Genomic DNA, 26,564 nt, shown 5'->3' on the forward strand with positions numbered 1-26,564 from the left:
GTCCTGTTATTTGTCTTCGACGCGCAAGATCGCGAGGAACGCCTCCTGCGGGATCTCGACCGAACCCACCTGCTTCATTCGTTTCTTGCCTTCTTTCTGCTTCTCGAGCAGTTTTTTCTTTCGCGTGATGTCGCCGCCGTAGCACTTCGCGAGCACGTTCTTGCGCAGCGCCTTGATGTTCTCGCGCGCAACGATGTGCGCGCCGATCGCGGCCTGGATCGCGACGTCGTACATCTGACGCGGGATGATTTCGCGCATCTTCGCAGCGACCTCGCGGCCGCGGTACTGCGACTGCGAACGGTGCACGATGATCGACAGCGCGTCGACCTTGTCGCCGTTGATCAGCATGTCGACCTTCACGACGTCCGACGAACGGTATTCCTTGAACTCGTAGTCCATCGACGCGTAGCCGCGCGACACCGACTTCAGTCGATCGAAGAAGTCGAGCACGATTTCGGCCATCGGGATCTCGTACGTGAGCTGCACTTGCCGGCCGTGATACTGCATGTTGATCTGCGTGCCGCGCTTCTGCTCGCACAGCGTGATCACGGAACCGACGTAGTCCTGCGGCATGTACAGGTTCACGGTGACGATCGGCTCGCGGATCTCGGCGATGCGCGCGGGCTCGGGCATCTTCGCCGGGTTCTCGACCATCACCGTCGAGCCGTCGCTCTGCACGACCTCGTAGACGACCGTCGGCGCGGTCGTGATCAGGTCCATGTCGAACTCGCGCTCGAGCCGCTCCTGCACGATTTCCATGTGCAGCAGGCCGAGGAAGCCACAGCGGAAACCGAAGCCGAGCGCCTGCGACACTTCGGGCTCGTACTGCAGCGACGCGTCGTTGAGCTTCAGCTTCTCGAGCGATTCGCGCAGCGCATCGTACTGGTTCGCCTCGACCGGATACAGCCCGGCGAACACCTGCGGCTTCACTTCCTTGAAGCCCGGCAGCGGTTCGGCGGCAGGCTTGGTCGCGTGCGTGACGGTATCGCCGACTTTCGCCGCGGTCAGTTCCTTGATGCCGGCGATGATGAAGCCGACCTGTCCGGCCGACAGCGACTCCAGATTGCGCGACTTCGGCGTGAACACACCGATGTGCTCGACCGGATACTGCGCGCCGGTCGCCATCAGCTTGATCTTGTCCTTCGGGCGCAGCGTGCCGTTGACAATGCGCACCAGCATCACGACGCCGACATAGTTGTCGAACCACGAATCGATGATCAGCGCCTGCAGCGGCGCGGCCGGGTCGCCCTTCGGCGGCGGCACCTTCGCGATCAGCGCTTCGAGCACGTCCTCGACACCGACGCCGGTCTTCGCGCTGCAGCGCGTCGCGTCGGTCGCATCGATGCCGATCACGTCCTCGATCTCCGCGATCGCGTTCTCGGGATTCGCGGCCGGCAGGTCGATCTTGTTCAGCACCGGCACGACCTCCACGCCGAGCTCGATCGCCGTGTAGCAGTTCGCGACCGTCTGCGCTTCGACGCCCTGGCTCGCGTCGACGACGAGCAGCGCGCCTTCGCACGCGGACAGCGAACGGCTGACCTCGTACGAGAAGTCGACGTGCCCCGGCGTATCGATCAGGTTCAGGTTGTAGACCTTGCCGTCGCGCGCGCGGTAGGACAACGCCGCCGTCTGCGCCTTGATCGTGATGCCGCGCTCGCGTTCGATATCCATCGAGTCGAGCACCTGCGCTTCCATTTCACGGTCGGCGAGACCGCCGCAGACCTGGATGATGCGATCCGCGAGCGTCGACTTGCCATGGTCGATGTGCGCGATGATCGAGAAATTGCGAATATGATCCATTCAGTGCCGATCAAGCGAAAAAGGCGCGCTCGACGACTGCGGAGCACGCCTTGTAAGTCGGTGAAAAAACGGCTTATTTTAGCCGAAAAGGCCTTTGCCGGGCGGTATTTCGGGTAGCGGTCCAGGCAAGGCCGTTCGCGGGCTCGCTGCGCGGCCCGCCGGCCAGCCACGCGAGACCAGACAACGCGTTTCGCCGCCCTCCGGCCAGCGCTCCAGCGCGGCTCAGCCGCGCGCGGCCAGCGCGTCGCGCACCTTCGTTTCGTCGAACCTGTGACGGCACACTTCCGTGCCGTTCAGCAGCAGCACCGGCACGTGCTCGTCGTAGCGGGCGACGAGCGTGTCGTCGGCATCGATGTCGACATAGTCGACCGCGACGCCGAACTCGGCCGCCACCGGTGCCAGTGCGTCGCGCATGTCGTCGCACAGATGGCACCAGCTGCGGCCGTAGAGCGTGAACATCGTTACTTCTGGCGCGGCCGCACGGGCACGAACTGCGTGTTGTCGCCGCGCCGCACGAGCACCGCGACCGCCTTCTGCGGGTCGAGCTGCGCGGTCACTTCCGCGAATTGCTTCGCGCTCGTGATGTCGGTATCGCCGACGCGCAGCACGATGTCGCCGCGCTGCAGCCCCGCACGAGCAGCCGGACCTTCCACGCCGTCGATCTGCACGCCGTTCTTCAGCTTCAGCGACTTCATCTGATCAGCCGGAATATCGCTGACCGTCAAGCCGAGCGAGTTGTTCTGGCGCGGCTTCTGCGGCACGTTCTTGCGCTGACCGGCCTTCGCCGTCGTGTCGGCCGGCGTCTCGGCGATCGTGATCGGCAGGTCGCGCGCCTGGCCCTTGCGCCACACGGTGACGGTGGCCTTCGTGCCCGGCTTCGTGTCGCCGACCATGCGCGGCAGATCGGACGCCGCATCGACCGAACGGCCGTTGAACTTCAGGATAATGTCGCCCGGCTGGATGCCCGCCTTGTCGGCCGGGCCGCCCGGCTCGACGCTGCTGACGAGCGCGCCTTCCGCCTTCGGCAGCCCGATCGATTCGGCGACGTCCTTCGTCACTTCGCCGATCGCCACGGCGATCCGGCCGCGCGTGACCTTGCCCGTCGCCTTCAGCTGCTCCGCCACGCGCATCGCCTCGTCGATCGGAATCGCGAACGAAATGCCCATGAAGCCGCCGGTACGGCTGTAGATCTGCGAATTGATGCCGATCACCTCGCCCTGCATGTTGATCAGCGGGCCGCCCGAGTTGCCGGGATTCACCGCGACGTCGGTCTGAATGAACGGCAGGTAGTCGCCCGTATTGCGGCTCTTGGAGCTCACGATGCCGGCCGTCACGGTGTTGTCGAGGCCGAACGGCGAACCGATCGCGACGACCCACTCGCCGACGCGCACCTTGTTCGAGTCGCCGATCGCGACGACCGGCAGGTTCGACGCCTGGATCTTGACGACCGCGACGTCCGTACGATCGTCGACGCCGATCAGCTTCGCCTTGAATTCGCGCTTGTCGGTCAGCGTCACGTAGATGGTGTCCGCATCGTCGACGACGTGCGCGTTGGTCATCACGTAGCCATCGGCCGACACGATGAAGCCCGAGCCGACGCCGCGATTCTGCTCGGTGTCGGGCGGATTGTCGGGCGCCGGCGCGTTTTTCGGGTTGCCGTTGCCCGGCCCCGGCGGCAGCGGGATGCCGAAGAAGCGGCGGAAGAATTCCGACATGTCGCCGTTGTCGAACCCCGGCGGCAGCCCGCCGCGCGCAGCGGTCGGCACATTGGCCGTGGTCCGGATGTTCACGACGGCCGGGCCGACCTTCTCGACCAGATCGGCGAAATCGGGAAGGCTGGCAGCGGAAGCCGTGGCCGCCGCCGCGATGTGCGGCATCAGCGGCAGGCAGGCAGACAGCGCCGCCGCTGCGAGCCATTTGCGCAGCGTGAATTTCATCATGTCGGGAGCCGTAGCGTTACTTGGAAGCCTTGTATTCTATGGCAGACGCGAACTGCTGCAACGTGGCCGGCGGCACTTCGCCGAGCACGGTGATCCAGTAGTCGCCACGGCGCTTCACGAGGACGTGCGTTGCGCCCGTGCTGCCCGCGCCTTCCTTGCGCGTGTTCTTTTCGGCCGGCTCGATGAATACGGAGATCGTCGCAAGGCCGTCGGTGAAGACTGCCTGATCGACCGGAATCGGCGGATCGCCGGCGTCGCGCGCTGCCATCGGCCGGCGCACCTCGCGGATCTTCTGGAAGCCGGCGACGGTCGGCGCGATTTGCCAGCCTTGCGCTTCCATGTCGACCGTCGCCACCGGCGGCCGCACGACGGTCCAGCCGCCCAGATTGCGCATGCCGGCCGCGATCGCGGCCTTGTCACCGCCGTTGCCGCCCATCTGCAATTGCGAGAACGCGATCTGCTCGAGCACGTGGTCGCTCGCGTCGAGCGTCTGCGAGCGCAGCAGCAGCCCCGTGCGCGCATCCGCCCACAGCTTGTACGTGAACCGGTACGCATCCTTCGGGACGAGTTCGACGACCTGCGCGTCGATCCCGGCGACGCGGTCCTTGCCGAGCAGCTTCGCGTCGTAGACCGACATCACGTGTTCGCCGCTCGCGCCGAGCAGCGCCGGAAACGAATCGCGCGTCTGGCGACGCTCGACCACGCACAGCTTGCGCTCGGGAACGAACGTGTACAGCTCATCGTTGTGCCGCAGCAGCTTGCGCGGCTTGCCGTCGAGCGTTTCGATGCGCTCGAACTCGCCGTCGCGGGACGCGATGTGCGCGATGCGCGACGACTGCACATAGCCGCCCCGCTGATAGACGAACGTGCCTTCGTAGCTCTGCTGCTGCGCCGCTTGCTGGACGCGGTCGAGCCACTCGGCGGCACCCTTGCGGGTCGCGACGGGGTCATCCGGTTGCTGGGCGCTGGCAGGAAGGGATTGAACGGACAACAGGGCGGCTGCGCAAAGCAGGAGAGCCGGCAGCCGCTTCCATCCGGAGATGGCGTGATTCAACTGCAATGTCCGCATCGGGTTTATTGGCCTGGCGTGGTGGTCACGGCAGCGCGAATCAGCGGCATCGAACCCGTGACGACGGGTTGCTGCGCGAATTGCTGGTGCGCTTCAAGGTATTGATCGAGACTCGCGTCGCGAATGATGTTGACGTCCTGCAGCGCCGGCTGTGCCGATGCCTGCGCAACCGTCACGCGCTGCAGGTTACCCTGCGGCGCGCCGACCGACGCGACCTGCACGGCGCCCGGAGCACCGGCCGTCTGCAGTTGCGGAACGACGATCCAGGTGAGCGTGGCGGCCGCAGCCGCCACCGCAAACGCGGGCACGACACGGCGACGCAGCGACAGCAGCTTGCGCGCGACCGGCGCGGCGGCCGGTGCAAGCAGATGCGGCTCGTTCTCGAGCGCGGCCGACATGCGTGCGGTGAACGCGGTGCTGAGCACCGGCGACAACGCGAGCTCGTCAGAGCGCAGCGCATCGCCGATCAGATGGTAATCGGCCCATGCAGCGCGATCCGCGCGATCGAGCTCAGCCAGAAACTGCCGTTGATCCGGGCCGTCGAACATTTCGCCGTCGACCAAGGCGGAAAGGCGCTCGCCGCGCGAGCACGCTTGCGACTGCGTATTGACCGACCCCATGATGCTCCCCATCTTGCACACACCCCGTCGTGATCTCACGACTCTATCCGTAACTAGACCCCGGCCCGCGTCGCGTAGCCCGTTGCGCTTACCAGCGCTTGCCTTCGGGCGTATCGAGCAGCGGACGCAACTTTGCAGCGATTGCCTCGCGCGCACGGAAAATCCGCGAACGGACCGTGCCGATCGGGCAGCCCATCATATCCGCGATTTCTTCGTAGCTGAGACCCTCGATCTCGCGCAGCGTAATCGCCTGGCGTAGCTCTTCGGGCAGGACGGCCATTGCAGCGTTGACCGTCTCGGCAATCTGCTTGCTCATCAACATCGACTCAGGCGTGTTGATATCCCTTAGTTGGTCTGCGTCGGAGAAAGTTTCCGCTTCCTCGGCATCGGCCTCGGTCGAGGTCGGCGCCCGCCGGCCTTGCGTCGCAAGGTAGTTCTTCGCCGTATTGACGGCAATCCGGTACAACCACGTGTAGAACGCCGACTCGCCGCGGAATTGCGGCAGCGCACGATATGCCTTGATGAACGCGTCCTGCGCGACATCCTCGACTTCTGCCGGATCGCGCACGAGGCGCGAGATCAGCCGAATGATCTTGCGGTGGTATTTGGAGACCAGGAGTTCGAACGCTGCCTTGTCGCCCTTCTGTACGCGCTCGACCAGAGCCTGATCGATTTCTTTTTCACTCACCTGACAAATCCGTTAACTAGGGATGCAACGCGGAGCGCTATTGTAGCGTTCCCGCGTCGGCCGCTGGTTACGGCTCGTAACCGCACCGCCATCATGCAGCCCTCGTTGCGCGCGCGGTTCTCGCGAGCACCGACAGCGCACTGAACGACGCGGCATCGAGCGCGTCGGCCGGAATCAGCAGCGGCCGCGCGCGCCGCGCACCCTGACCGACCGACAGCACGAGCAGCAGGCTGCTCCAATGTGCGTGCCCGGTCACGCGACCTCGCGCAAGCAGCCGGCCGGTGCGGCCAAACGCCGCGATTTCCCCGAATGCGTCGATTCGCAGTTCGGCCGGCAGCCGGCGGCCGCACGTCCGCCCCGCGCATACGGCGAGCAGCGCGGCGGTCGCCGCAGACACGCATGCGCCCGCGGCGGCCCCTGCACGCGGTGCCGCGAACAGGTACGCGGCCGCGGCCGCAGCTGCGACGAACGCAGCCAGCACGACATACGACATCGCAGACGCCCGCAACGCGAAGCATTGCGGGCGCCCGGACGGTGCATCGAATGGACTCGTCAAGCGATTTCAGCGTCAGACGCGCTTGAACACCAGCGTGCCGTTGGTCCCGCCGAAGCCGAAGTTGTTCTTCACGGCCACGTCGATCTTCATGTCCCGCGCGGTGTTCGCACAGTAGTCGAGATCGCACTCCGGGTCCTGGTTGAAGATGTTGATGGTCGGCGGCGACACGTTGTTGTGCAGCGCGAGCACCGTGAACACCGACTCGAGGCCGCCCGCGCCACCGAGCAGGTGACCCGTCATCGACTTCGTCGAGTTCACGACCATCTTGTACGCGTGCTCGCCGAATGCCGCCTTCACGGCGTCCGACTCGTTCTTGTCGCCGAGCGGCGTCGACGTGCCGTGCGCGTTCAGGTACTGGACTTCGTCCGGGTTCACGCCTGCGTCGCGCAGTGCCGCGACCATGCAGCGGCGCGGACCGTCCATGTTCGGCGCGGTCATGTGATACGCATCGCCGGTCATGCCGAAGCCCGCGACTTCCGCGTAGATCTTCGCGCCGCGCGCCTTCGCCGCCTCGTACTCTTCGAGCACCATCACGCCGGCGCCTTCGCCCAGCACGAAGCCGTCGCGGTCTTTATCCCACGGACGCGATGCGGTCGCCGGATCGTCGTTGCGCGTCGACAGCGCGCGCGCCGCCGCGAAGCCGCCGATGCCGAGCGGCGACACCGTCGATTCGGCGCCCCCAGCCACCATCATGTCGGCGTCGCCGGCCTGGATCAGGCGTGCCGCGAGGCCGATGCTGTGCAGGCCGGTCGTGCATGCCGTCACTGCCGCGAGGTTCGGGCCCTTCAGGCCGAACATGATGCTCAGGTGCCCCGAGATCATGTTGATGATCGAACCCGGCACGAAGAACGGCGAGATCCGGCGCGGGCCGCGATCGACGTAGGTCTGATGCGTGTCCTCGATCATCGGCAGGCCGCCGATGCCGGAACCGACCAGCACGCCGATGCGTTCCGCGTTGGCTTCGGTCACTTCGAGGCCGCTGTCCCGGAGTGCCTGGATGCCGGCTGCGATCCCGTAATGGATGAACGTATCCATGTTGCGGGCTTCTTTCGCAGGGATGTATTCCTCGGCGTTGAAACCCTTCACCTCGCCGGCGAAGTGCACGGCCAGGTTCGACGGATCGAATTTGGTGACGGTGGCGATACCGGACTTGCCGGCGACGAGATTGGCCCAGCCGTCGGCAACATTATTGCCAACAGGCGAAATCAGCCCCAGGCCTGTAACGACAACACGACGGCGGCTCACGGTAACCTCTTTTCCATTGGATGACAAAAACAAAAGCCACAGTGGCCACAGGAACCAGCCCTGCGAGCCCTGTGGCTGTTAGTCCGTCCGGCGCGAATGCCGGCAGGATGGCGCGTCAAACGCGAAGATCGCGGCGACGTGGCAGACGAGCGCGAGACGCGCTTACGCCTTGACGTTCGCGCGAGCGTAGTCGATCGCTTGCTGGACCGTCGTGATCTTCTCTGCCTCTTCGTCCGGGATTTCCATGCCGAACTCGTCTTCGAGCGCCATCACCAGTTCGACCGTGTCGAGCGAGTCGGCGCCCAGGTCGTTCACGAACGAAGCTTCGTTCTTGATCTCGGCTTCGGCGACGCCCAGCTGTTCGGCGACGATCTTCTTGACACGTTGTTCGATGTTGTCCATTACCCCTCCGAGGGAAAGTTCAGATTTACAAGTGCGCGCATTTTATCAGGTTTGCTGAAGCGAAAACGCGCGTTGGCTTGATGGTCGATCAAGCGCCGATCCGCCTGAAAAACGGGATACGGCGCGGATGGTAAACGAAAATCGTTACGACATGTACATGCCGCCGTTCACGTGCAGCGTGGTGCCGGTGATGTAACCGGCCTGCGGCGACGCGAGGAACGCGACGGCATGCGCGATGTCCTCCGGGCTGCCGAGGCGGCCGAGCGGAATCTGGGTCTTGAGTGCGGCCTGCTGCTCTTCCGGCAGAGTCTTCGTCATGTCGGTGTCGATGAAGCCGGGCGCCACGCAGTTCACCGTGATGCCGCGGCTGCCGATCTCGCGCGCGAGCGCGCGCGTCATGCCGGCGACGCCCGCCTTCGCGGCCGCGTAGTTCGCCTGGCCCGGGTTGCCGGCCGAGCCGACCACCGACGTGATGTTGATGATGCGGCCGCCGCGCGCCTTCATCATCGGGCGCAGCACCGCGCGCGACAAACGGAACACCGACTTCAGGTTCGTATCGATCACCGCATCCCAATCCTCGTCCTTCATCCGCATCGCGAGCTGATCCTGCGTGATGCCGGCGTTGTTGACGAGCACGTTCAGCGCGCCGAATTCCTTCACGGTCGCGTCGATCAGCGCCTCGGCGGCAGCCGCGTCGTTGACGTTCAGCACCGCGCCGCGCCCCGCGACGCCCGCTTCCGCGAATGCCGCGGTGATCGCGGCGGCGCCCGATTCGCTGGTCGCGGTGCCGATCACCGTCGCACCCTGACGCGCGAGTTCGAGTGCGATCGCGCGGCCGATGCCGCGCGATGCGCCGGTCACGATCGCAACCTGTTTATCGAGAGTCTTGTTCATGAATCGAAAGTCTGTCTCTTGAGAAAGGGGCCGCGTCACGCGGTCGCCAGCTTGAGCGCTTCGTCGAGCGAAGCCGGGTCGAACACCGACGCACCCGTCAGGTTGCCGTCGATACGCTTGGTCAGCCCAGCGAGCACCTTGCCCGGACCGCATTCGATCACGTGCGTGACGCCCGTGCGCGCGATGTGCTGCACGCACTCGACCCAGCGCACCGGGCCGGCGGCCTGACGCACCAGCGCATCCTTGATTGCGGCCGGATCGCCGACCACGGCCACGTCGATGTTGTTGACGACCGGAATCTGCGGCGCCTTCACGTCGACGTTTGCAAGATAGTCGCGCAGCTGATCCGACGCGGGCTTGAGCAGCGACGAGTGGAACGGCGCCGACACCGGCAGCGGCAGCGCGCGCTTCGCGCCCTTCGCCTTCGCGATCTCGCAGGCCTTCTCGACGGCCGCCTTGTTGCCGGCAATCACGACCTGCGCCGGCGCGTTGAAGTTCACCGCTTCGACGACGCCCGCCTCCGCGGCTTCGGCGCACACCGCGCGCACCGTGTCGTCGTCGAGGCCGAGGATCGCGGCCATCCCGCCCTGGCCGACCGGCACGGCGGTCTGCATCGCCTGCGCGCGAAAGCGCACGAGCGGCACCGCGTCCTTGAACGCGATCGCGCCGGCCGCGACGAGCGCCGTGTATTCGCCGAGGCTGTGCCCGGCGACGATCGACGGCGCCTGGCCGCCGGCCTGCTGCCAGGCGCGGTAGCACGCGTACGCGGCGGTCAGCATCACGGGCTGCGTATTGGTCGTGAGATTCAGCTCTTCGGCGGGACCTTCGGCGATCAGCTTGCCGAGATCCTGACCGAGCGCATCGGACGCTTCCTGGAGCGTCTCGCGCACGACGGCCAGATCGGCGAATGCGTTGAGCATGCCGACCGACTGCGAGCCCTGCCCCGGAAAAACGAATGCAAACTTCATGTCGTCCCCAAATTGAATCGATTCGGACGGCGCGCGCGAGCCGCGCGCCGGACGGGATCCGCGCGCAGCGCCTGCGCGCGACGGATCAGAAACGGAAGACCGATGCGCCCCACGTGAAGCCGCCGCCGACGCCTTCGATCAGCACGTGCTGACCGCGCTGGATGCGGCCGTCGCGCACCGCGGCGTCGAGCGCCAGCGGAATCGACGCAGCCGACGTGTTGCCGTGCTGGTCGACCGTCACGACCATGCGCTCCTGCGGCAGGCCGAGCTTGCGGCAGGTGCTGGTCATGATGCGGATGTTGGCCTGGTGCGGAATCAGCCAGTCGACCTGCTCCGGCGCGAGATTCGCCTTCGCGAGCGCTTCGATCGCGACCTTCTCCAGCACGTTGACCGCGAGCTTGAACACCGCCTGGCCGTCCATGTACAGGAACGCGCTGCCGTCGATCACGCCGCGATTGACGTTGCCCGGCGTGCACAGAATGTGCGAATAGCTGCCGTCCGCGTGCAGCGCACTGCCGAGCACGCCCGGCTCTTCCGATGCGGACAGGATCACCGCGCCTGCGCCGTCGCCGAACAGCACGCAGGTCGTGCGGTCCTTGAAGTCGAGGATGCGCGAGAACGTCTCCGCACCGATCACGAGCGCCGTCCGGTGCTGGCCGCTGCGGATGAAGCTGTCGGCGGTCGCCATCGCGTACGCGAAGCCCGAACACACGGCCTGCACGTCGAACGCGGCGCCGCCGTTCTTGATGCCGAGCTTGTTCTGCAACAGGCACGCGGTGCTCGGAAAGACGAAATCGGGGGTCGAAGTGGCGACGATGATCAGGTCGATCGACTGCGGATCGATGTCGGCGGCCTCGATCGCACGGCGTGCCGCTTCCAGCGCGAGGTCGCTCGTCGTGACGTCCGGCGCCGCGAAATGGCGCGCGTGGATGCCCGTGCGCGCAACGATCCACTCGTCGCTCGTCTCGATGCCGTCCTTCGCGAGACGATCGGCCAGCTGCTGGTTCGTGACGCGGTCGGGCGGCAGATAGCTGCCCGTGCCGAGCACGCGGGAATAGAGAGTCGATTGGGCCATTTATGCTTTAGAGGATTGCGCAGCGGAAGGTTCGGCATGGTGACCGGCGGCCGGGCCTGCGTGGCCGGCACCGCCCGCATCGTGTTCGACGTCGCCGAGCGTCACCGAATTGTCCGCCATCGCGCGCGTGAGGCGATCGAGCACGCCGTTTTTGACGGCATCATACCCGCGTTTGATCGCCCACTCAAACGCGTACGCGTCGGCGGAGCCGTGGCTCTTGATCACGAGGCTCTTCAGCCCGAGCAGTGCCGCGCCATTGTACTGGCGATGGTCGACGCGCTTCTTGAAGCGCATCAGCACCGGCAGCGCGAGCAGCGCCATCAGCTTCGACAGCAGCGAGCGGCCGAACTCCTCGCGGATGATGTCGGACAGCATCTGCGCGAGACCTTCGGATGTTTTCAGCGCGACGTTGCCGACGAAGCCGTCGCAGACGATCACGTCGACGGTGCCCTTGTAGATGTCGTTGCCTTCGACGTTGCCGCGGAAATTCAGCGTGCTCGCGCGCAGGAGCTCGCCCGCGCGCTTGATCGTCTCGTTGCCCTTGATGACCTCTTCGCCGATGTTCAGCAGGCCGATCGTCGGGCGCTCCTTCCCCTCGAGCGCCGATACCAGCGCGTGTCCCATCTCCGCGAACTGCAGCAGGTGCTGCGGTTCGCAGTCGACGTTGGCGCCGAGGTCCAGCATCATCGTGTAGCCGGTCGGATTCGGCAGCGCGAACGCGATCGCGGGCCGCTCGATGCCGGGCAGCGTCTTCAGTACGTAGCGGGAAACGGCCATCAGCGCGCCGGTGTTGCCGGCGGAAATGCAGGCCTGCGCCTCGCCGTCCTTCACGTGATTGAGCGCGACGCGCATCGAAGAATCCTTCTTCTTGCGCAGCGCCACTTCGACAGGATCGTCCATCGCCACGACTTCGGTGGCGGGCACGATGGTCAGCGCGGGATCGTCGAGAGCCTTCAGCTTCTTCAGCTGCGCGCGGATCGCGCTTTCGATGCCGACGAGCATCAGATGCGCATCGGGATGCGCGCGAACGAACTTGACTGCCGCGGGAACGGTCACGGACGGGCCGTGGTCGCCTCCCATGCAGTCGATTGTGAGCTTTACGGTCATGGAATGCGACGAATTTCAGGTACAAAAAAGCGGCAGTTGAATGCCGCCTTTTTGTTGAGCCAGGAAAGTGTCAAGCGAACCAGTTGTCACGCGAACGGCCATCGTAGCGCGCAACGCGTGAGAAGACGCTTAGTCGTTCTTCGTCTTGACGACTTTCTTGCCGCGATAGTAGCCGTTCGGGCTGATGTGGTGACGCAGATGCACTTCACCCGTGCTCGGCTCGACTGCCAGCGGCGCTGCCGTCAGGAAATCGTGCGAACGATGCATGCCGCGCTTCGACGGCGACTTCTTGTTTTGCTGGACTGCCATGACTAACTCCTAAAAATTTTCCGGATTCTAACACAGCCCGATCCGGCGCTTAACTACCCTGGCCCACGGCCCTTACGCCTTCCCGCGCCACACTGCTCAGTGTTTCTTGCCGCCGTCTCCGTCCTTCTTCAGCGCCTGCAGCGCCGCGAACGGATTCGGCCGTTTGCCTTCGTCCCCGGTTTCGCCGGACTCGTCGTCCGCCTCCTCCGAAGGACCGCTCGCACCCGACACGAGGCTTTCGTGAACCGCCGGGCAAACCTCGTGCTTGGGCACGAGCGGCAGCGAAAGCAGCAACTCCTCTTCGATCAAGTCGACGAGATCGAACTGGCGCGAGCCCACGATCACATCGGCTTCATCGTCGTCGAGCGGAAATTCTTCAGCTTCTTCTTCGGTCGCAACGATCCGGTACACCATGTCGATGTCGAACGCCTGATCGTACGGAGTCATGCAGCGCTGGCACGTGAGCCATGCATGGCCATGCACCGCGAGACGCAGATACGGCTGCTGACCGTCGCTGCCGTCGTCCTGCAACTCCTTCTGCGTGAACCCTTCGGCCTGCCACGTGAATACCGAGTCGCGATCTGGCGCGTCCGCCGGCACTTCGTTTAACATGCGCGGCAGTTGCGACAGACGCGCCGCGCCTGCTGCCTGCCGCCCGCTGCGGGCGAATTCGAACAGGTCCACCGCGTGCGGATCGAGCGATGCCGCAGGTTTGCCAGAAGAAGTGTTCATGTGCGCTCCTGCCTACAGGCTGACAGCGGATCCGGCCGGGTGCCGCATACGTCCGAAGACCGGACAGGCATCGTAACCTTAGCCTGCCGATGAAAAGCGCAAAAGCATACCTGTTTTACCTTTTGCAGTCAATCACTTAAGCTTGCGGCCGCGCAATCCCTGCCAACCCCGACGATTCATCGATCCCATCACCATGCCGGATACCGTTTGCCGCCCGCCGCGGCTGATTCTCGCCTCCAGTTCACGCTACCGCCGCGCGCTGCTCGAGCGCCTCGGCGTGCCGTTCGACGTCGTGTCGCCCGACATCGACGAAACGCCGCTCGGCGGCGAAACGCCGGCCGCGACCGCGCTGCGCCTCGCAGCTGCAAAGGCGCGCGCGGTCGCCGCGACGATCGACGCGCCGGAAGGCGTGCTCGTGATCGGGTCGGACCAGGTCGCGACGTTCGACGGCCGGCAAATCGGCAAGCCGGGCACGCACGAACGCGCGCTCGCGCAGCTCGTGTCGATGCAGGGCCGCGACGTCGAATTCCACACCGCGCTCAGCTTGTACGACAGCCGCACCGGCGACACGCAAACCGAGGACGTCGTCACGCACGTGCGCTTTCGGTCGCTGCCTGAAGCCGAGCTCGACGCGTATCTGCGCGCGGAAACGCCGTACGACGTCGCCGGCAGCGCGAAATCGGAGGGACTCGGCATCGCGCTGCTCGACGCGATCGACTCGAACGATCCGACCGCGCTGGTCGGCCTGCCGCTGATCGCGCTCACCAGGATGCTGCGCGCGGCCGGCTATCCGCTGTTCGCCGCCGACGGAGATCGCGCATGAGCGCCGGCACGCTGTACCTCGTCCCGAACACGCTCGGCGAAGGCGACGCGTCGATGCTCGCGGCCGTGTTGCCGGCCGCCGTGCAGGCCCGCGCCGGCACGCTCGGCTACTACATCGGCGAAAACGCGAAGACGACGCGCGCCTTCCTGAAGAAGATCGGCACGACGCGGCCGATCCAGGAAATCGAGATTCGCGAACTGAACGTGAACACGCCGGCCGGCGAGATCGACCGGCTGCTCGCGCCGGTGCTGGCCGGCGCCGATGCGGGGCTCGTGTCGGAGGCCGGCTGCCCGGCCGTCGCCGATCCCGGCGCGCTGCTGGTGCGCCGGGCGCACGAGCGCGGCGTGAAGGTCGTGCCGCTGGTCGGGCCGAGCTCGATCCTGCTCGCGCTGATGGCATCGGGGCTGAACGGCCAGAGTTTCGCGTTCAACGGCTATCTGCCCGTCGATGCCGCGGCGCGCGCGAAACGCCTGCGCGAACTCGAGCAGTTGTCGCGCAAGGCGCGCCAGACGCAGATCTTCATCGAGACGCCTTACCGGAACCAAGCGATGCTCGACACGCTGATCGCGACCTGCGCGCCGTCGACGCAGATCTGTGTCGCGGCCGACCTGACGCTGCCGACCGAAACGATCGCAAGCCGCACCGCGGCGGACTGGAAAAAGGCGCCGGCGCCAAATCTGCACAAGCGCCCGGCGATTTTCCTACTGCTCGCGAATTAAACGGCACGAACAAGGCGGCCGCGCGACGCGGCTCGCCCGCGCATTCGCCGCGCCGGCGGACGCGCGGCGCTCAGCGCAGGCTGAGTGACGCGCCGCCGGCCGTCAGCGCCTTCATCGCGGCGCTGCCGACCGCCGCGCCGAACTTGCGCGCGACACGGTTCGTCAGGCTTTCCTTGACGGTGTAATCGACGAGATCCGGCGCCTTCAGCACGTCGCGCGCGACCGTATCGGTCGTGCCGTAGCCATCGGCGAGCCCGAGCTCGACGCTCTTCTCGCCGGTCCAGAACAGACCGGAGAACATGTCGGGCGTCTCGCGCAGACGCTTGCCGCGTCCGTCCTTCACGGCCTTGATGAACTGCGCGTGCACCTGATCGAGCAGTTCCTGCGCATGGGCGTCCATCTTCGGCGTCTCCGGCGAGAACGGATCGTAGAAGCCCTTGTTCTCGCCCGACGTATGCAGGCGGCGCTCGACGCCCAGCTTGCCCATCAGCCCGGTGAAGCCGAAACCGTCCATCAGCACGCCGATCGACCCGACGATGCTCGCCTTGTCGACGAAGATCTTGTCGGCCGCGGACGCGATGTAATAGCCGCCCGACGCGCACATGTCGGTCACGACCACATACAGCGGCTTGTCCGGATACTTTGCGCGCAGCCGCTTGATCTCGTCGTACACCATGCCGGCCTGCACGGGACTGCCGCCAGGACTGTTGATCCGCAGCACGACGCCGGCCGTACCGTCGTCGTCGAACGCGGCATCGAGCGCGGTGTTGATGTCGTCGGCGTTCGCGTTGGTGCCGGCCGCGATCTCGCCGTCGATCGTCACCAGTGCGGTGTGCCGCCCGCCCGAAGCGAATTTCGCGTCGCTCGAGAAATCGATCAGCGCAAACGCGAGCAGCAGGAACACGCCGAGGAACGCGAAGCGGAAGAAGATCTTCCAGCGCCGCGCCGCGCGCTGTTCCTTCACGACGGCGAGCGCGATCCGCTCGAGCGCCGCGCGCTCCCAGGTCGGTTCGCGATCGTCGGCGCGCGAAGAGGAGGAATCGGGGAAATTCGGTTGGTCGGTCATGCAGGGTCGTCGTCCGTCGTCTTGGCGGGATGCAGGTCAGCGTCGGGCACCCAGAATACCGCACGGCCGTCGGGCGTGTCGCGCTCGTCCACCTCGAGCGCGCGCAGCCGCCCGCCGCGGCACGGACCGCCGACGCACTTCCCGGTATCGGGCGCATAGATTGCGCCGTGGGTCGCGCACATCAGATAGAGGCCCGACGATTCGAAGAACTGCCCTTCGGCCCAGTCGAGCTCCATCGGCACGTGCGCACAGCGGTTCAGATAGCCATATGCACGGCCGTCGTAGCGTACGAAGAATACGACCGCCGGCTCGCCGCGCAGCAGCGCGTCGACACGCACGCCGGCGCCGCCGTCCACCAGCGCGTCGGATGCGCACACGCGCACGGCGTCCGGCATGGGTGCGGCGCTCATGCGTGCTCCCTCAGCCAGTCGGCCAGCGCGATCACGTTCGGCGCGACGAAGCGCGGCGTCAGCGCCGCCAGCGCCTCGGCGGTGTGCGCACCGTACGCGACGCCGACGCCGGCTGTCCCCGCGCTCGCCGCCATCTGCAGGTCGTGCGTCGTGTCGCCGATCATCACGGTACGCGACGGATCCTGACCCAATTCGCGGCACAGCTCCTGCAGCATCGCCGGATGCGGCTTCGAAAAAGTCTCGTCCGCGCAGCGCGTCGCGTCGAACCAGCTCGTCAGCTTCGCCTGGTCCAGCACGCGGTTCAGCCCGACCCGCCCCTTGCCGGTCGCGACCGCGAGCAGGTAGCCGGTTTCGCGCAGTTCCGTGAGCAGCTCGCGCACGCCGGCGAACAGTTCGATGCGCTGGTCGTCGAGCAGATAGTGATAGCGGTAGCGTTCCGCAAGGCGCGGATAGTCGGACGGGTCGAGGGTCGGAGCGGCAATCCGCAATGCGTCGCGCAGCCCGAGACCGATCACGTAGCGCGCGGCCTCGTCGGACGGCGTAGGCAGGCCGAGATCGCGGCACGCAGCCTGGATGCTGTGCGCGATGTGCGCGGTCGAATCCATCAGCGTGCCGTCCCAGTCGAAGACGATCAGGTCAAATTGCTGTCGGGCCATGCGGTTCAGGCGGTATCGCGCAATGCGCGCAGTTGATCGAGAAAGCGCCGGCAGTCGTCCGGCAGCGGCGCGTCGAACTGCAGCGCTTCGCCGGTCAGCGGATGCGCGACCCGCAGCCGGTGTGCGTGCAGGAACATCCGTTTCAACGATGGCTGCGCGTTCGCGCGCGCCAGCGCCTTGTTCAGTGCGAAATCGCCGTACTTCGCGTCGCCGGCGATCGGCAGGCCGAGATGGGCGAGATGCACGCGGATCTGATGGGTACGTCCCGTTTTGAGTTCCGCTTCGACGAGCGCATAGTCCGGCCAGCGCTCGACGAGGTTGAACACCGTGTGCGACGGCAGCCCGTCTTCCTGCACGCGCACGCGGCGCTCGCCTTCCGGCGTCGTGTACTTGAACAGCGGCGCCTTCACCGCGCGGCGCCGGCCCCATTCGGCCTGCCAGTCGCCGTGCACGCAAGCGAAATAGCGCTTGTCGATCCGGTTTTCGCGGATCTGTTCATGCAGACCGACGAGCGCCGCGCGCTTTTTCGCGAGCATCAGCACGCCGGAGGTTTCGCGGTCGAGCCGATGCACCAGTTCGAGGAATTTCGCGCGCGGACGCGCCTGGCGCAACTGCTCGATCACGCCGAACGACACGCCGCTGCCGCCATGCACGGCCACGCCGGCCGGCTTGTCGATCACGAGCATCGCGTCGTCTTCGTACAGCACGTCGAAATGCGCGGGCGGCACGACCGGCGCATCGGCGCGCGCGAGGTCGGCGGCGGCCACCCGCACGGGCGGCACGCGCACGAGGTCGCCGTACGCGAGCCGGTACTGCGCGTCGACCCGGCCCTTGTTCACCCGCACTTCCCCGCTGCGCAGGATCCGGTAAATGTGACTTTTGGGCACGCCTTTACAGACGCGCAACAGGAAGTTGTCGATCCGTTGACCGGCGGCGCTTTCGTCGATCTGGATCATCGAGACCTGGCCGCTTGCGACTGAATTCTGGGATATTTTGCCTAACTCATTCATACTGAATATAATTTTGCCCACCCTGACGTTGCGGTCGGCCCGACAGGCCGATCCCGACCCATTTGGGCAAGGCGCAAGCGCAAACCGCTATTTTACTTGCGCCGGGGGTCCGCTGCTCGCCCTTTATCCAAGAGAAGCAGCAAGTTGCACGCACGGCGCCGTCCGTCGGCAAGGATCGCGCCCACAGGCGGATTCGGTCGACCAGGCGCCGCGGTAACGGAAAGTTGGTTGAAAAGAATTTGATCGGCAGCCGGGCGACGCGAAGTGCGTCCGCGCAGGCTGCCGTTTGCGAAAATTACGGCGTTGCGCCCGATTCGGCCCCGCGAAGCGTGCGGGGTCTGGCGACGTCAAACCAAGGAAGTACACCCCAGGCGGGAAAGTCGGGCTGGATTCGATACTCCCCGCTGCGGCCCAAGCCGCAGCATCTGCCGCCAGTCGGCGCGCGCGACGCATTGCGCGCGCCCGTGGCAATGCCGGTCTCAGGCTTAGCGCGCTTTCGCAGCGTGCGGTGTGTGGACGCCGTGCTTTGAAGCCGTGTTCGCAGGTGCCCTATGGCCGCCGGCCCCGTCTTTCGGGCCCAAGCGCCTCTTCAGGCAATTCTCCCCGCCATCGTTCCCGCTCCAGCGTGCTTGTGACAACACAACAAGGTGCGGCCTGCCGCCGTTCCCGCCTCCGCGACTGACAACCGCGAGGCGCCGGCAGCCGAGCCGCCTGGAGTCGTTCATGAAACGCATGCTGTTCAACGCGACGCAGCAGGAGGAGCTGCGCGTCGCCATCGTCGATGGGCAGAAGCTCATCGACATCGACATCGAAACAGCCGGGCGCGAACAGCGCAAAGGCAATATCTACAAAGGTGTCGTCACCCGCATCGAGCCGTCGCTCGAAGCGTGCTTCGTCAACTACGGCGAAGACCGCCACGGCTTCCTGCCGTTCAAGGAAGTCGCCCGCCAGTACTTCAAGGAAGGCGTCGACATGCGCTCCGCGCGCATCCAGGACGCGCTGCGCGAAGGCCAGGAGCTGATCGTCCAGGTCGAAAAGGAAGAGCGCGGCAACAAGGGTGCCGCCCTCACCACGTTCATCTCGCTCGCCGGCCGCTACCTCGTGCTGATGCCGAACAATCCGCGCGGCGGCGGCGTGTCGCGCCGGATCGAAGGCGACGAGCGCCAGGAACTGCGCGAAACGATGGCGCAGCTGCAGATTCCCGACGGCATGAGCATGATCGCCCGCACCGCGGGGATCGGCCGCAGCGCCGAGGAACTGCAGTGGGACCTGAACTACCTGCTGCAGCTGTGGCGCGCGATCGAAGCGGCGTCGCAGAGCGGCAACCCCGGCCAGCCGATGCTGATCTACCTGGAATCGAGCCTCGTGATCCGCGCGATCCGCGACTACTTCCAGCCGGATATCGGCGAAATCCTGATCGACACGACCGAAATCTACGATCAGGCCCGCGCATTCATGGACATCGTGATGCCGGACAACGTGTCGAAGGTGAAGCGCTACCACGACGACGTGCCGCTCTTCTCGCGCTTCCAGATCGAGCACCAGATCGAGACGGCCTACTCGCGTACGGTGCCGCTGCCGTCGGGCGGCGCGATCGTGATCGACCACACCGAAGCGCTCGTCGCGATCGACGTGAACTCCGCGCGCGCGACCAAGGGCGCGGACATCGAGGAAACGGCGACCCGCACGAACCTCGAAGCGGCCGACGAAGTCGCCCGCCAGTTGCGCCTGCGCGATCTCGGCGGCCTGATCGTGATCGATTTCATCGACATGGAATCGGCGAAGAGCCAGCGCGAGGTCGAGCAGCGCCTGAAGGACGCGCTCAAGCACGACCGCGCGCGCGTCCAGATGGGCAAGATCTCCCGCTTCGGGCTGATGGAGCTGTCGCGCCAGCGTCTGCGTCCGGCGCTGTCGGAAGGCAGCCACGTGACGTGCCCGCGCTGCAACGGCACGGGCCACATCCGCGACACCGAATCGTCCGCGCTGCAGGTGCTGCGGATCATTCAGGAAGAAGCGATGAAGGAAAACACCGCGGCGATCCATTGCCAGGTGCCGGTCGAGGTGACCGCCTTCCTGCTCAACGAAAAGCGCCAGGAAATCAACAAGATCGAGTCGCGCTTCAAGGTCGGCATCGTGCTGATTCCGAACAAGCACCTCGACACGCCGCACTACAAGCTCGAGCGTCTGCGTCACGACGACGCGCGTCTCGACGATCCGCGCGCGTCCTGGAAGATGGCCGAGGAAGCCGCTCGCGAACTGGAGTCGGAAACCGGCTACAGCAAGCGCGCGGCCGACGTGAAGCCGAAGCAGGAAGCCGCGGTCAAGGGCATCACGCCGGAGCGTCCGGCGCCGAGCGCCGCACCGCAGCGCCCGGTCGAGCCGGTCGCGGCGCCGGCGCCGGCGCCCGTCGCGGCCGCAAGCGGCGGCTTCATCGGCTGGCTGAAGGGTCTGTTCGGCATGTCGCCGGCGCCGGCCCCCGCACCGGCTGCGCCGGCACCCGCGAAGGAGCAGGCTTCCCGCCCGGCGCGCGAGCGTGCGGAGAAGGCCGAGCAGCGCGGCGAACGCGGCGGCGATCGCAACCGCAATCGCCGCGGCGGCGCCCAGCAGGCACAAGGCGGCCGCGACCAGGCCGCGAACGGCCGCGGGCAGCCGCAACGCCAGGAACGCGAAGGCAAGGAAGCGCGCGAGCCGCGTGACGGACGCGAAGGTCGTGAAAGCCGCGAAGGTCGCGGTCAGCGCGACGGACGCGAACCGCGCGAGCCGCGTGAAGGCCGTGACCCGCGCGAACCGCGCGAGAGCCGCGAGCCGCGTGAACCGCGCGAGCGTACCGAGCAGCCGGAAGCCGTCGACGCGGCCGGCCGCGGCGAGCGCCCGGATCGCGGCGAACGTCGCGAACGAGGCGAACGCCGCAAGCCGACCCAGCATGCGGCCACGCTCGAAACCGTGACCCGCGGCGAAAGCCACGCAGAAACGGAAGCCGACAAGGCAGCGGCAACCGCGCTGCCGGGCGCCGACGCAGCCGCGGACGCCGAAGCCGGCGCGCGTGACGGCGAGGAACGTCGTCGCCGCCGTCGCGGCCGCCGCGGCGGTCGTCGCGAGCGCGAGGACGAAGGCGCGGTCGTCGAGCAAGCCGCGCATGGCGAGTCCGCCGTGCAGGCCGTGACGTCCGACGCCGCGATCGCGGCCGAACCGGCCCGCACGGAGGCGCCGGCCGCCGTGGTTGCCGTCGCTGCAGCAGGCGCCGTCGTCGCCGAAGCGGCGCTCGAGCAGCACGCGGAACCGGTCGCATCGGCCGCAGCCGACGCACAGTCGACGGCTGCCGTCGAAGTCGCCGCGGCTCGTGCCGAGGCGGCTCCGGCCGCGCCGGTCGAGCAGCCGGCCGCCGTGCAGGCCGCCGAATCCGTATCGGTACCGGTCGCGCCGGCCGCAGCGGTCGACTCCGGCCCGGTTCCGGTCGCCGTTTCGCCGACCGACGCGTTCGAAGTGCCGGTCGCTGTCGAAGCGCCGCAGCCGGCACCCGTCGCGCAAATCGCTCCGGCCGTGACGACGGAAGCTGCTCCGGCAGCCGCCGAACCGGCTCCGGTCGCCGCTGCACCGATCGAATCCGCGCCGGCCGACGCCGCGCCGGTTCAGGCCACAGCACCGGCACCGGCTCCCGCCCAGCCGATCGCGGCGCCCGCTTCGGCGAGCCTCGACGTCGTGCTGCAGCAAGCCGGCCTCGTGTGGGTGAACACCGACGCAGACAAGCTGCGCGCCGCGCAGGAAGCGGCAGCGCGGCTGCCGCGCCCGGTGCGCACGCCGCGTGAGCGCAAGCCGCTGCCGCCGGTCGACACGACGCCGATGCAGCAGGTCGAAACGATCCAGCGCTAAGCGACGCAACGCCCGCTCAGGAAAAGCCCGCCTCCGGCGGGCTTTTTCGCATCCCGCCGCGGGTTTCGTCACCAGGCCCCTTCGACGGCTTGCGGCTAGAATACAGGTCTGGTCCGCCCTTCTTTCACCATGTCCCGACGCATCATTCCTCTCGCCGACGTCAGCGGCATGCCGGACGTCTCCGGCATCGCGCACGTCCCGGACGGCGCCTTGACCGATACGTTCGCGCGCCCGCTGCGCGACCTGCGCATCTCGGTGACGGATCGCTGCAACTTCCGCTGCGTGTACTGCATGCCGCGCGAAGTCTTCGACAAGGACTATCCGTTCCTGCCGCATAGCGCGCTGCTCGCGCACGAGGAAATCGAGCGCGTCGCGCGGCTCTTCGTCGCACACGGCGTCGAGAAGATCCGCATCACCGGCGGCGAGCCGCTGCTGCGCAAGAACCTCGAATTCCTGATCGAGCGCCTTGCGCGCCTGACGACTCACGACGGCCGCCCGCTCGATCTGACGCTCACGACCAACGGTTCGCTGCTCGCCCGCAAGGCGCGCGCACTGAAGGACGCCGGGCTCACGCGCGTGACCGTCAGCCTCGATGCGCTCGACGACGCGCTGTTCAAGCGAATGAACGATGCCGACTTCGCGAGCGCCGACGTGCTCGACGGCATCTTCGCCGCGCAGGCCGCGGGCCTCGCGCCGGTGAAGGTCAACATGGTCGTGAAGCGCGGCACGAACGACGGCGAGATCCTGCCGATGGCGGAGCGCTTCCGCGGCACCGGCGTGATCCTGCGCTTCATCGAATACATGGACGTCGGCACGTCGAACGGCTGGAACATGGCGGAGGTGCTGCCGTCGGCGGACGTCGTCGCACGAATCGCCGAACGTTTCCCGCTGGTGCCGCTCGAGCCGCATACGGCATCCGAAACCGCACAGCGCTGGGGATACGCGGACGGCCGCGGCGAGATCGGCGTGATCTCGAGCGTCACGCGCGCGTTCTGCGGCGACTGCACGCGCGCGCGGCTGTCGACCGAAGGCAAGCTTTACCTGTGCCTGTTCGCGTCGACGGGCCACGATCTGCGCGCGCTCGTGCGCGGCGGCGCGAGCGACGCGGAAATCGCGACCGCGATCGCCCGGATCTGGCAGGCGCGCACCGACCGCTACTCGCAACTGCGCGGCAGTGCGGCAGCCGAAGCCGCGCGCGACGCCGGCAAGCGCGTCGAAATGTCGTATATCGGCGGCTGACGCGCTGCCGCCCCCGCGTTCGCCGATGTCCGCCTCCCGCTCCCCTTCGATTGCCGGCCTGCTGCTCGCGGGCGGCCGCGCGACACGCATGGACGGCGTCGACAAAGGCCTGCAACTGCTCGACGGCACGCCGCTCGCGCTGCACGTGTTGCGGCGGCTCGCGCCGCAGGTCGACGAAACGCTGATCAGCGCGAATCGCCACCTCGATCGCTATGCCGAACTCGGCGCACCGTTCGATGCACGCGTCGTGCCGGACGATATGCCGGACTTCCCCGGCCCGCTCGCCGGGCTGCTCGCCGGCATGCGCGCCACGCGCGCGCCGCTCGTCGTGTGTGCGCCGTGCGACACGCCGTATCTGCCGGTCGATCTGGTCGCACGGCTGCATGCGGCGCTCGCCGCGCAGCATGCGGACATCGCGATGGCGGTGACCGTCGACGCGCAGCACGCGCGTGCGCCGCAGCCGACCGTCGCGCTGCTGCGCACGTCCGTCGCCGACGATCTGGCCGCCCGGCTCGCAGCGGGCGACCGCAAGGTTCGTGCGTGGTACGCACGCCACAAGACGGTCGAAGTCGAGTTTCGCGACGAGCGTGCGTTTTACAATGCCAACTCCTGGCAGGAACTGGCCGCGCTTGCCCGCCGCTGACGGCACCGGCACCGTTCCCGCGCGCCGCCCGCCGCACGCGATCCCGCGCTCAAGCGCCCTTCTCGCACTCCACGCCACGAACCCGATACGCCTTGCGGCGCAGTCCGACCGATGATTACGCAATCCTCGCCCGCCTCCCGAACCGCATCCGAGTCCGCCGCACCGCTGTCGCTCGCCGACGCGCAGGCGCTCGCGTGCCGGTTCGCGGTGCCGGTCGATGCATCCGACACGGTGCCGCTACGCGATGCGCTCGACCGCGTGCTTGCGGCGGACGTGAACGCGCCGTTCGACATTCCCGCTTACGACAACTCGGCGATGGACGGCTATGCGTTCGACGGCAGCGCGAGCACGCTCGCGCAGTCGGCCGACGTCGCGCTGACGGTGGCCGGCGCCGCGTTCGCCGGCCATCCATTCGACGGCGTCGTCGCGCCGGGCACCTGCGTGCGGATCATGACCGGCGCGCCGATGCCGGCCGGATGCGACACGGTGATCCCGCAGGAACGCGTGCGCGTCGACGGCGACACGGTGCGCTTCGCCGCGCACGACGTCGCGCGCGGCGCGAACTGCCGCAAGGCCGGCGAGGATCTCGCACGCGGCGCGTGCGCGCTCGCCGCGGGCCGCGTGCTGCGCGCGGCAGACCTCGGCCTGCTCGCGTCGTTCGGTGTTTCCGACGTCACGGTGCGCCGCCGCGTGCGCGTCGCGGTGTTCTCGACCGGCGACGAACTGCGCGAGCCGGGCGAGCCGCTCGATCGCGGCACGCTGTACGACAGCAACCGCGCGATGCTGATCGCGATGCTCGAACGGATGCACGTCGACGCGCTCGACCTCGGGATCGTCCGCGACGATCCGGCGGCGCTCGAACGCGCGCTGCGCGATGCCGTCGCCGCACAGGCCGATGCCGTGATCACGTCGGGCGGCGTGTCGGTCGGCGAAGCGGACTTCACGCGCGACGTGATGGCAAAGCTCGGCGACGTGACGTTCGCGAGCCTCGCGCTGCGTCCGGGCCGGCCGCTCGCGTGCGGCACGCTGCGCGCGGCCGGCGGCGCACGCGACGCGCTGTTCTTCGGGCTGCCGGGCAATCCGGTCGCGTCCGCGGTGACGTTTTACGCGATCGTGCGCCCCGCGCTGCTGACGCTCGCCGGCGCACATGCGACGCCGCCCGCAATGTACACGGCGCTCAGCACGCACGCACTGAAGAAGCGGCCCGGTCGCACCGAATATCTGCGCGGCATCGCGACGCGCGCCGCCGACGGCCGCTGGCACGTCGCGCCGGCCGGCTCGCAGAGCTCCGCGTCGCTGAGCGGCCTCGCGGCCGCGAACTGTTTCATCGTCCTGGGCCACGATACCGCGGCAGTCGACGCGGGCGCCCCGGTCGACATCCTGCCGCTCGACGGCCTGATCTGAATTCCACCATCGGTATATCTCTACGGGGGCAATCCGCACATGAAGAAACAAATCTCGTCGATCGCCGCGGGGCAGACCGCGAAGGCGCTGATCCTCGTCTATCTGACGTTCAGCGTGCCGATCGTGCTGCTCGGCATTCTGGTCGCGTACGTGCGCTACGGGATGGTCGAGCTCAGCACGATCCTGAGCGCGCTGCTGCTGAACGCGATCCTCGGCTTCGTGCTGCTGTGGATCGCGTGCCATGCGTACAACTGGGTCGCTTCGCGCTTCGGCGGCATCGAGATCGTGCTGTCCGATCCGCCGGAGGAAGCGTGAGCAGCGTGCCGCTGATCCGCTCGGCCGAAGCCCGCGACGTCGGTGCGGTCCTCGCGCTGATGCGCGAGCTCGCCGAGTTCGAGAAGCTCACGCATCTGTTCGTCGCGACCGATGCCGATCTCGCCGATGCATTGTTCGGCGCGCGGCCGGCCGCCGAGGCGCTGGTTGCCGAGCGCGACGGCGCGATCGTCGCGTATGCGCTGTTCTTTCACAACTACTCGACGTTCCTCGGCCGCCGCGGACTCTATCTCGAGGACTTGTACGTGCAGCCGTCGCAGCGCGGCACGGGGCTCGGCACCGCGATGCTGCGTCATCTCGCGGCACTCGCGGTCGAGCGCCGTTGCGGGCGTTTCGAATGGTCGGTACTCGACTGGAACCGGCGTGCGATCGATTTCTACGAAAAGATGGGCGCGACCGTGCTGCCGGACTGGCGCATCGTGCGCGTGACCGGCGACGCGCTGGACGCGCTCGCCGCGCGCTGAACACCGGCGGCCGCGCACGCAGGCCGTCGCGGCAATGGAAAACGGGCGCCGCGGTGAACTGAACCCCAAGAGTTGGACATAGATCCGACCCTTGGGGTTTTTTCATGACGAAATACGACGAGCGGTTCAAGCTTGAAGTGGTGCAGCGGTATCTGTCTGGCGACAAAGGGTACAAAGCGCTTGCGAGAGAGTTTGGGGTGGGCAGCACACAGGTGGAGCAATGGGTTGCCAGCTACAAGCGCCATGGTGCCGATGGATTACGGCGCAAAGGGCACGTGAAGTACAGCGCACAGTTCAAGCTGGAGGCGCTGGAACGCATGCAGCGGGAGAATCTATCCCGCACGCACATGCAGGCGCTGCTGGACATTCGTGATGCAGGAGCCATCGCCCGTTGGGAACGCCAGTATCATGAGGGTGGTTTCGCCGCCCTCCTACCACGTCCGAAGAACCTGTCCGCATTTTTGTGGGCGAGGCGGTTGAACAGCACGTTATCCACGCGCCTGCATAAATCGCTCGCCGAAC

At 67.0% G+C, this 26,564-nt stretch carries 28 protein-coding genes; 9 read left to right on the forward strand and 19 right to left on the reverse strand.

The annotated features are described in order from the left end of the window. Positions 1–6: 6 nt before the first annotated feature. The 15 genes from lepA to BUB20358_RS21295 all read right to left on the reverse strand — a co-directional run bounded on the left by lepA (position 7) and on the right by BUB20358_RS21295 (position 13,405). On the reverse strand, positions 7–1,800 hold the full coding sequence (lepA, locus tag BUB20358_RS21225) for a translation elongation factor 4 (RefSeq protein WP_035972761.1): 1,794 nt from the start codon (positions 1,798–1,800) through the stop codon (positions 7–9). Between the two features lie 222 nt (positions 1,801–2,022). Next, positions 2,023–2,259, reverse strand: a complete 237-nt coding sequence (locus tag BUB20358_RS21230) for a glutaredoxin family protein (RefSeq protein ID WP_006764790.1) — start codon at positions 2,257–2,259, stop codon at positions 2,023–2,025. 2 nt (positions 2,260–2,261) lie between these two features. Then, positions 2,262–3,740, reverse strand: a complete 1,479-nt coding sequence (locus BUB20358_RS21235; RefSeq protein WP_006764791.1) for a DegQ family serine endoprotease — start codon at positions 3,738–3,740, stop codon at positions 2,262–2,264. Positions 3,741–3,756: 16 nt separating this feature from the next. Continuing rightward, the gene (locus BUB20358_RS21240) at positions 3,757–4,809 is read right to left on the reverse strand and encodes a MucB/RseB C-terminal domain-containing protein (RefSeq protein WP_006764792.1); all 1,053 of its coding nucleotides are present in this window, start codon (positions 4,807–4,809) and stop codon (positions 3,757–3,759) included. A 5-nt stretch (positions 4,810–4,814) separates the two neighbouring features. Beyond that, positions 4,815–5,429 (reverse strand): sigma-E factor negative regulatory protein, encoded by a 615-nt coding sequence (locus BUB20358_RS21245; protein ID WP_035972763.1) that lies wholly within the window; start codon positions 5,427–5,429, stop codon positions 4,815–4,817. Positions 5,430–5,517: 88 nt separating this feature from the next. Further along, positions 5,518–6,117: an RNA polymerase sigma factor RpoE gene (gene rpoE, locus BUB20358_RS21250; protein ID WP_006764794.1), complete on the reverse strand. Its 600-nt coding sequence runs from the start codon at positions 6,115–6,117 to the stop codon at positions 5,518–5,520. A 91-nt stretch (positions 6,118–6,208) separates the two neighbouring features. Beyond that, positions 6,209–6,673 (reverse strand): hypothetical protein, encoded by a 465-nt coding sequence (locus tag BUB20358_RS21255; protein ID WP_006764795.1) that lies wholly within the window; start codon positions 6,671–6,673, stop codon positions 6,209–6,211. 12 nt (positions 6,674–6,685) lie between these two features. Beyond that, complete coding sequence (fabF, locus tag BUB20358_RS21260) at positions 6,686–7,918, reverse strand: beta-ketoacyl-ACP synthase II (RefSeq protein ID WP_035972764.1); 1,233 nt, start codon at positions 7,916–7,918, stop codon at positions 6,686–6,688. A 162-nt stretch (positions 7,919–8,080) separates the two neighbouring features. Beyond that, on the reverse strand, positions 8,081–8,320 hold the full coding sequence (gene acpP / locus BUB20358_RS21265) for an acyl carrier protein (protein WP_004197638.1): 240 nt from the start codon (positions 8,318–8,320) through the stop codon (positions 8,081–8,083). A gap of 144 nt (positions 8,321–8,464) precedes the next feature. Continuing rightward, the gene (fabG, locus tag BUB20358_RS21270) at positions 8,465–9,214 is read right to left on the reverse strand and encodes a 3-oxoacyl-ACP reductase FabG (RefSeq protein WP_035972766.1); all 750 of its coding nucleotides are present in this window, start codon (positions 9,212–9,214) and stop codon (positions 8,465–8,467) included. 35 nt (positions 9,215–9,249) lie between these two features. After that, on the reverse strand, positions 9,250–10,182 hold the full coding sequence (gene fabD, locus BUB20358_RS21275) for an ACP S-malonyltransferase (RefSeq protein ID WP_035972769.1): 933 nt from the start codon (positions 10,180–10,182) through the stop codon (positions 9,250–9,252). Between the two features lie 85 nt (positions 10,183–10,267). Next, a complete protein-coding gene (locus BUB20358_RS21280; RefSeq protein WP_006764797.1) occupies positions 10,268–11,257 on the reverse strand; it encodes a beta-ketoacyl-ACP synthase III in 990 nt (329 codons plus the stop codon). Continuing rightward, the gene (plsX, locus tag BUB20358_RS21285; RefSeq protein WP_006764798.1) at positions 11,258–12,364 is read right to left on the reverse strand and encodes a phosphate acyltransferase PlsX; all 1,107 of its coding nucleotides are present in this window, start codon (positions 12,362–12,364) and stop codon (positions 11,258–11,260) included. Between the two features lie 129 nt (positions 12,365–12,493). Further along, complete coding sequence (rpmF, locus tag BUB20358_RS21290) at positions 12,494–12,673, reverse strand: 50S ribosomal protein L32 (RefSeq protein ID WP_006401275.1); 180 nt, start codon at positions 12,671–12,673, stop codon at positions 12,494–12,496. Between the two features lie 96 nt (positions 12,674–12,769). Continuing rightward, positions 12,770–13,405 (reverse strand): YceD family protein, encoded by a 636-nt coding sequence (locus BUB20358_RS21295; protein WP_006764799.1) that lies wholly within the window; start codon positions 13,403–13,405, stop codon positions 12,770–12,772. Positions 13,406–13,598: 193 nt separating this feature from the next. Between BUB20358_RS21295 and BUB20358_RS21300 the strand changes: the two genes are divergently transcribed. Together BUB20358_RS21300 and BUB20358_RS21305 are read left to right on the forward strand one after the other, a co-directional pair. Continuing rightward, complete coding sequence (locus BUB20358_RS21300; RefSeq protein WP_035972771.1) at positions 13,599–14,228, forward strand: Maf-like protein; 630 nt, start codon at positions 13,599–13,601, stop codon at positions 14,226–14,228. Then, a complete protein-coding gene (locus tag BUB20358_RS21305) occupies positions 14,225–14,947 on the forward strand; it encodes an SAM-dependent methyltransferase (RefSeq protein ID WP_006764801.1) in 723 nt (240 codons plus the stop codon). Before BUB20358_RS21300 ends, BUB20358_RS21305 begins: the two co-directional genes overlap by 4 nt. Before the next feature lie 70 nt (positions 14,948–15,017). Here the strand turns inward: BUB20358_RS21305 and BUB20358_RS21310 are convergent, their stop codons facing one another. From BUB20358_RS21310 to BUB20358_RS21325, 4 genes are read right to left on the reverse strand one after another with little or no spacing between them, the layout of a single operon-like run. After that, positions 15,018–16,013 (reverse strand): S49 family peptidase, encoded by a 996-nt coding sequence (locus BUB20358_RS21310; protein ID WP_006764802.1) that lies wholly within the window; start codon positions 16,011–16,013, stop codon positions 15,018–15,020. Further along, positions 16,010–16,423, reverse strand: a complete 414-nt coding sequence (locus BUB20358_RS21315; RefSeq protein WP_006764803.1) for a Rieske (2Fe-2S) protein — start codon at positions 16,421–16,423, stop codon at positions 16,010–16,012. The genes BUB20358_RS21310 and BUB20358_RS21315 overlap by 4 nt, the downstream gene beginning before the upstream one ends. Then, a complete protein-coding gene (locus BUB20358_RS21320) occupies positions 16,420–17,079 on the reverse strand; it encodes an HAD-IA family hydrolase (protein WP_035972773.1) in 660 nt (219 codons plus the stop codon). The genes BUB20358_RS21315 and BUB20358_RS21320 overlap by 4 nt, the downstream gene beginning before the upstream one ends. A 5-nt stretch (positions 17,080–17,084) precedes the next feature. Then, entirely contained in the window at positions 17,085–18,089 is a 1,005-nt protein-coding gene (locus BUB20358_RS21325; RefSeq protein WP_035972775.1) for an RluA family pseudouridine synthase, read from the reverse strand. Positions 18,090–18,812: 723 nt separating this feature from the next. Here BUB20358_RS21325 and BUB20358_RS21330 point away from each other — a divergent pair. From BUB20358_RS21330 to BUB20358_RS21360, 7 genes are all read left to right on the forward strand, one after another. Continuing rightward, on the forward strand, positions 18,813–21,959 hold the full coding sequence (locus BUB20358_RS21330; protein WP_035972777.1) for an Rne/Rng family ribonuclease: 3,147 nt from the start codon (positions 18,813–18,815) through the stop codon (positions 21,957–21,959). A gap of 129 nt (positions 21,960–22,088) precedes the next feature. Next, positions 22,089–23,198, forward strand: coding sequence for a GTP 3',8-cyclase MoaA (gene moaA, locus BUB20358_RS21335; RefSeq protein WP_006764808.1), 1,110 nt, complete (start codon positions 22,089–22,091; stop codon positions 23,196–23,198). 25 nt (positions 23,199–23,223) lie between these two features. After that, positions 23,224–23,841 (forward strand): molybdenum cofactor guanylyltransferase MobA, encoded by a 618-nt coding sequence (gene mobA / locus BUB20358_RS21340; RefSeq protein ID WP_035972779.1) that lies wholly within the window; start codon positions 23,224–23,226, stop codon positions 23,839–23,841. 111 nt (positions 23,842–23,952) lie between these two features. After that, positions 23,953–25,245: a molybdopterin molybdotransferase MoeA gene (gene moeA, locus BUB20358_RS21345; RefSeq protein WP_035972781.1), complete on the forward strand. Its 1,293-nt coding sequence runs from the start codon at positions 23,953–23,955 to the stop codon at positions 25,243–25,245. Between the two features lie 39 nt (positions 25,246–25,284). Further along, positions 25,285–25,560 (forward strand): hypothetical protein, encoded by a 276-nt coding sequence (locus BUB20358_RS21350; protein WP_006401288.1) that lies wholly within the window; start codon positions 25,285–25,287, stop codon positions 25,558–25,560. Beyond that, the gene (locus BUB20358_RS21355) at positions 25,557–26,042 is read left to right on the forward strand and encodes a GNAT family N-acetyltransferase (protein WP_035972783.1); all 486 of its coding nucleotides are present in this window, start codon (positions 25,557–25,559) and stop codon (positions 26,040–26,042) included. Before BUB20358_RS21350 ends, BUB20358_RS21355 begins: the two co-directional genes overlap by 4 nt. 104 nt (positions 26,043–26,146) lie before the next feature. Beyond that, a partial coding sequence (locus BUB20358_RS21360; RefSeq protein WP_146187100.1) for a helix-turn-helix domain-containing protein occupies positions 26,147–26,564 on the forward strand: 418 nt, incomplete at its 3' end.

This window comes from Burkholderia dolosa (assembly GCF_902499135.1).
Taxonomy (GTDB): Bacteria; Pseudomonadota; Gammaproteobacteria; order Burkholderiales; family Burkholderiaceae; genus Burkholderia; species Burkholderia dolosa.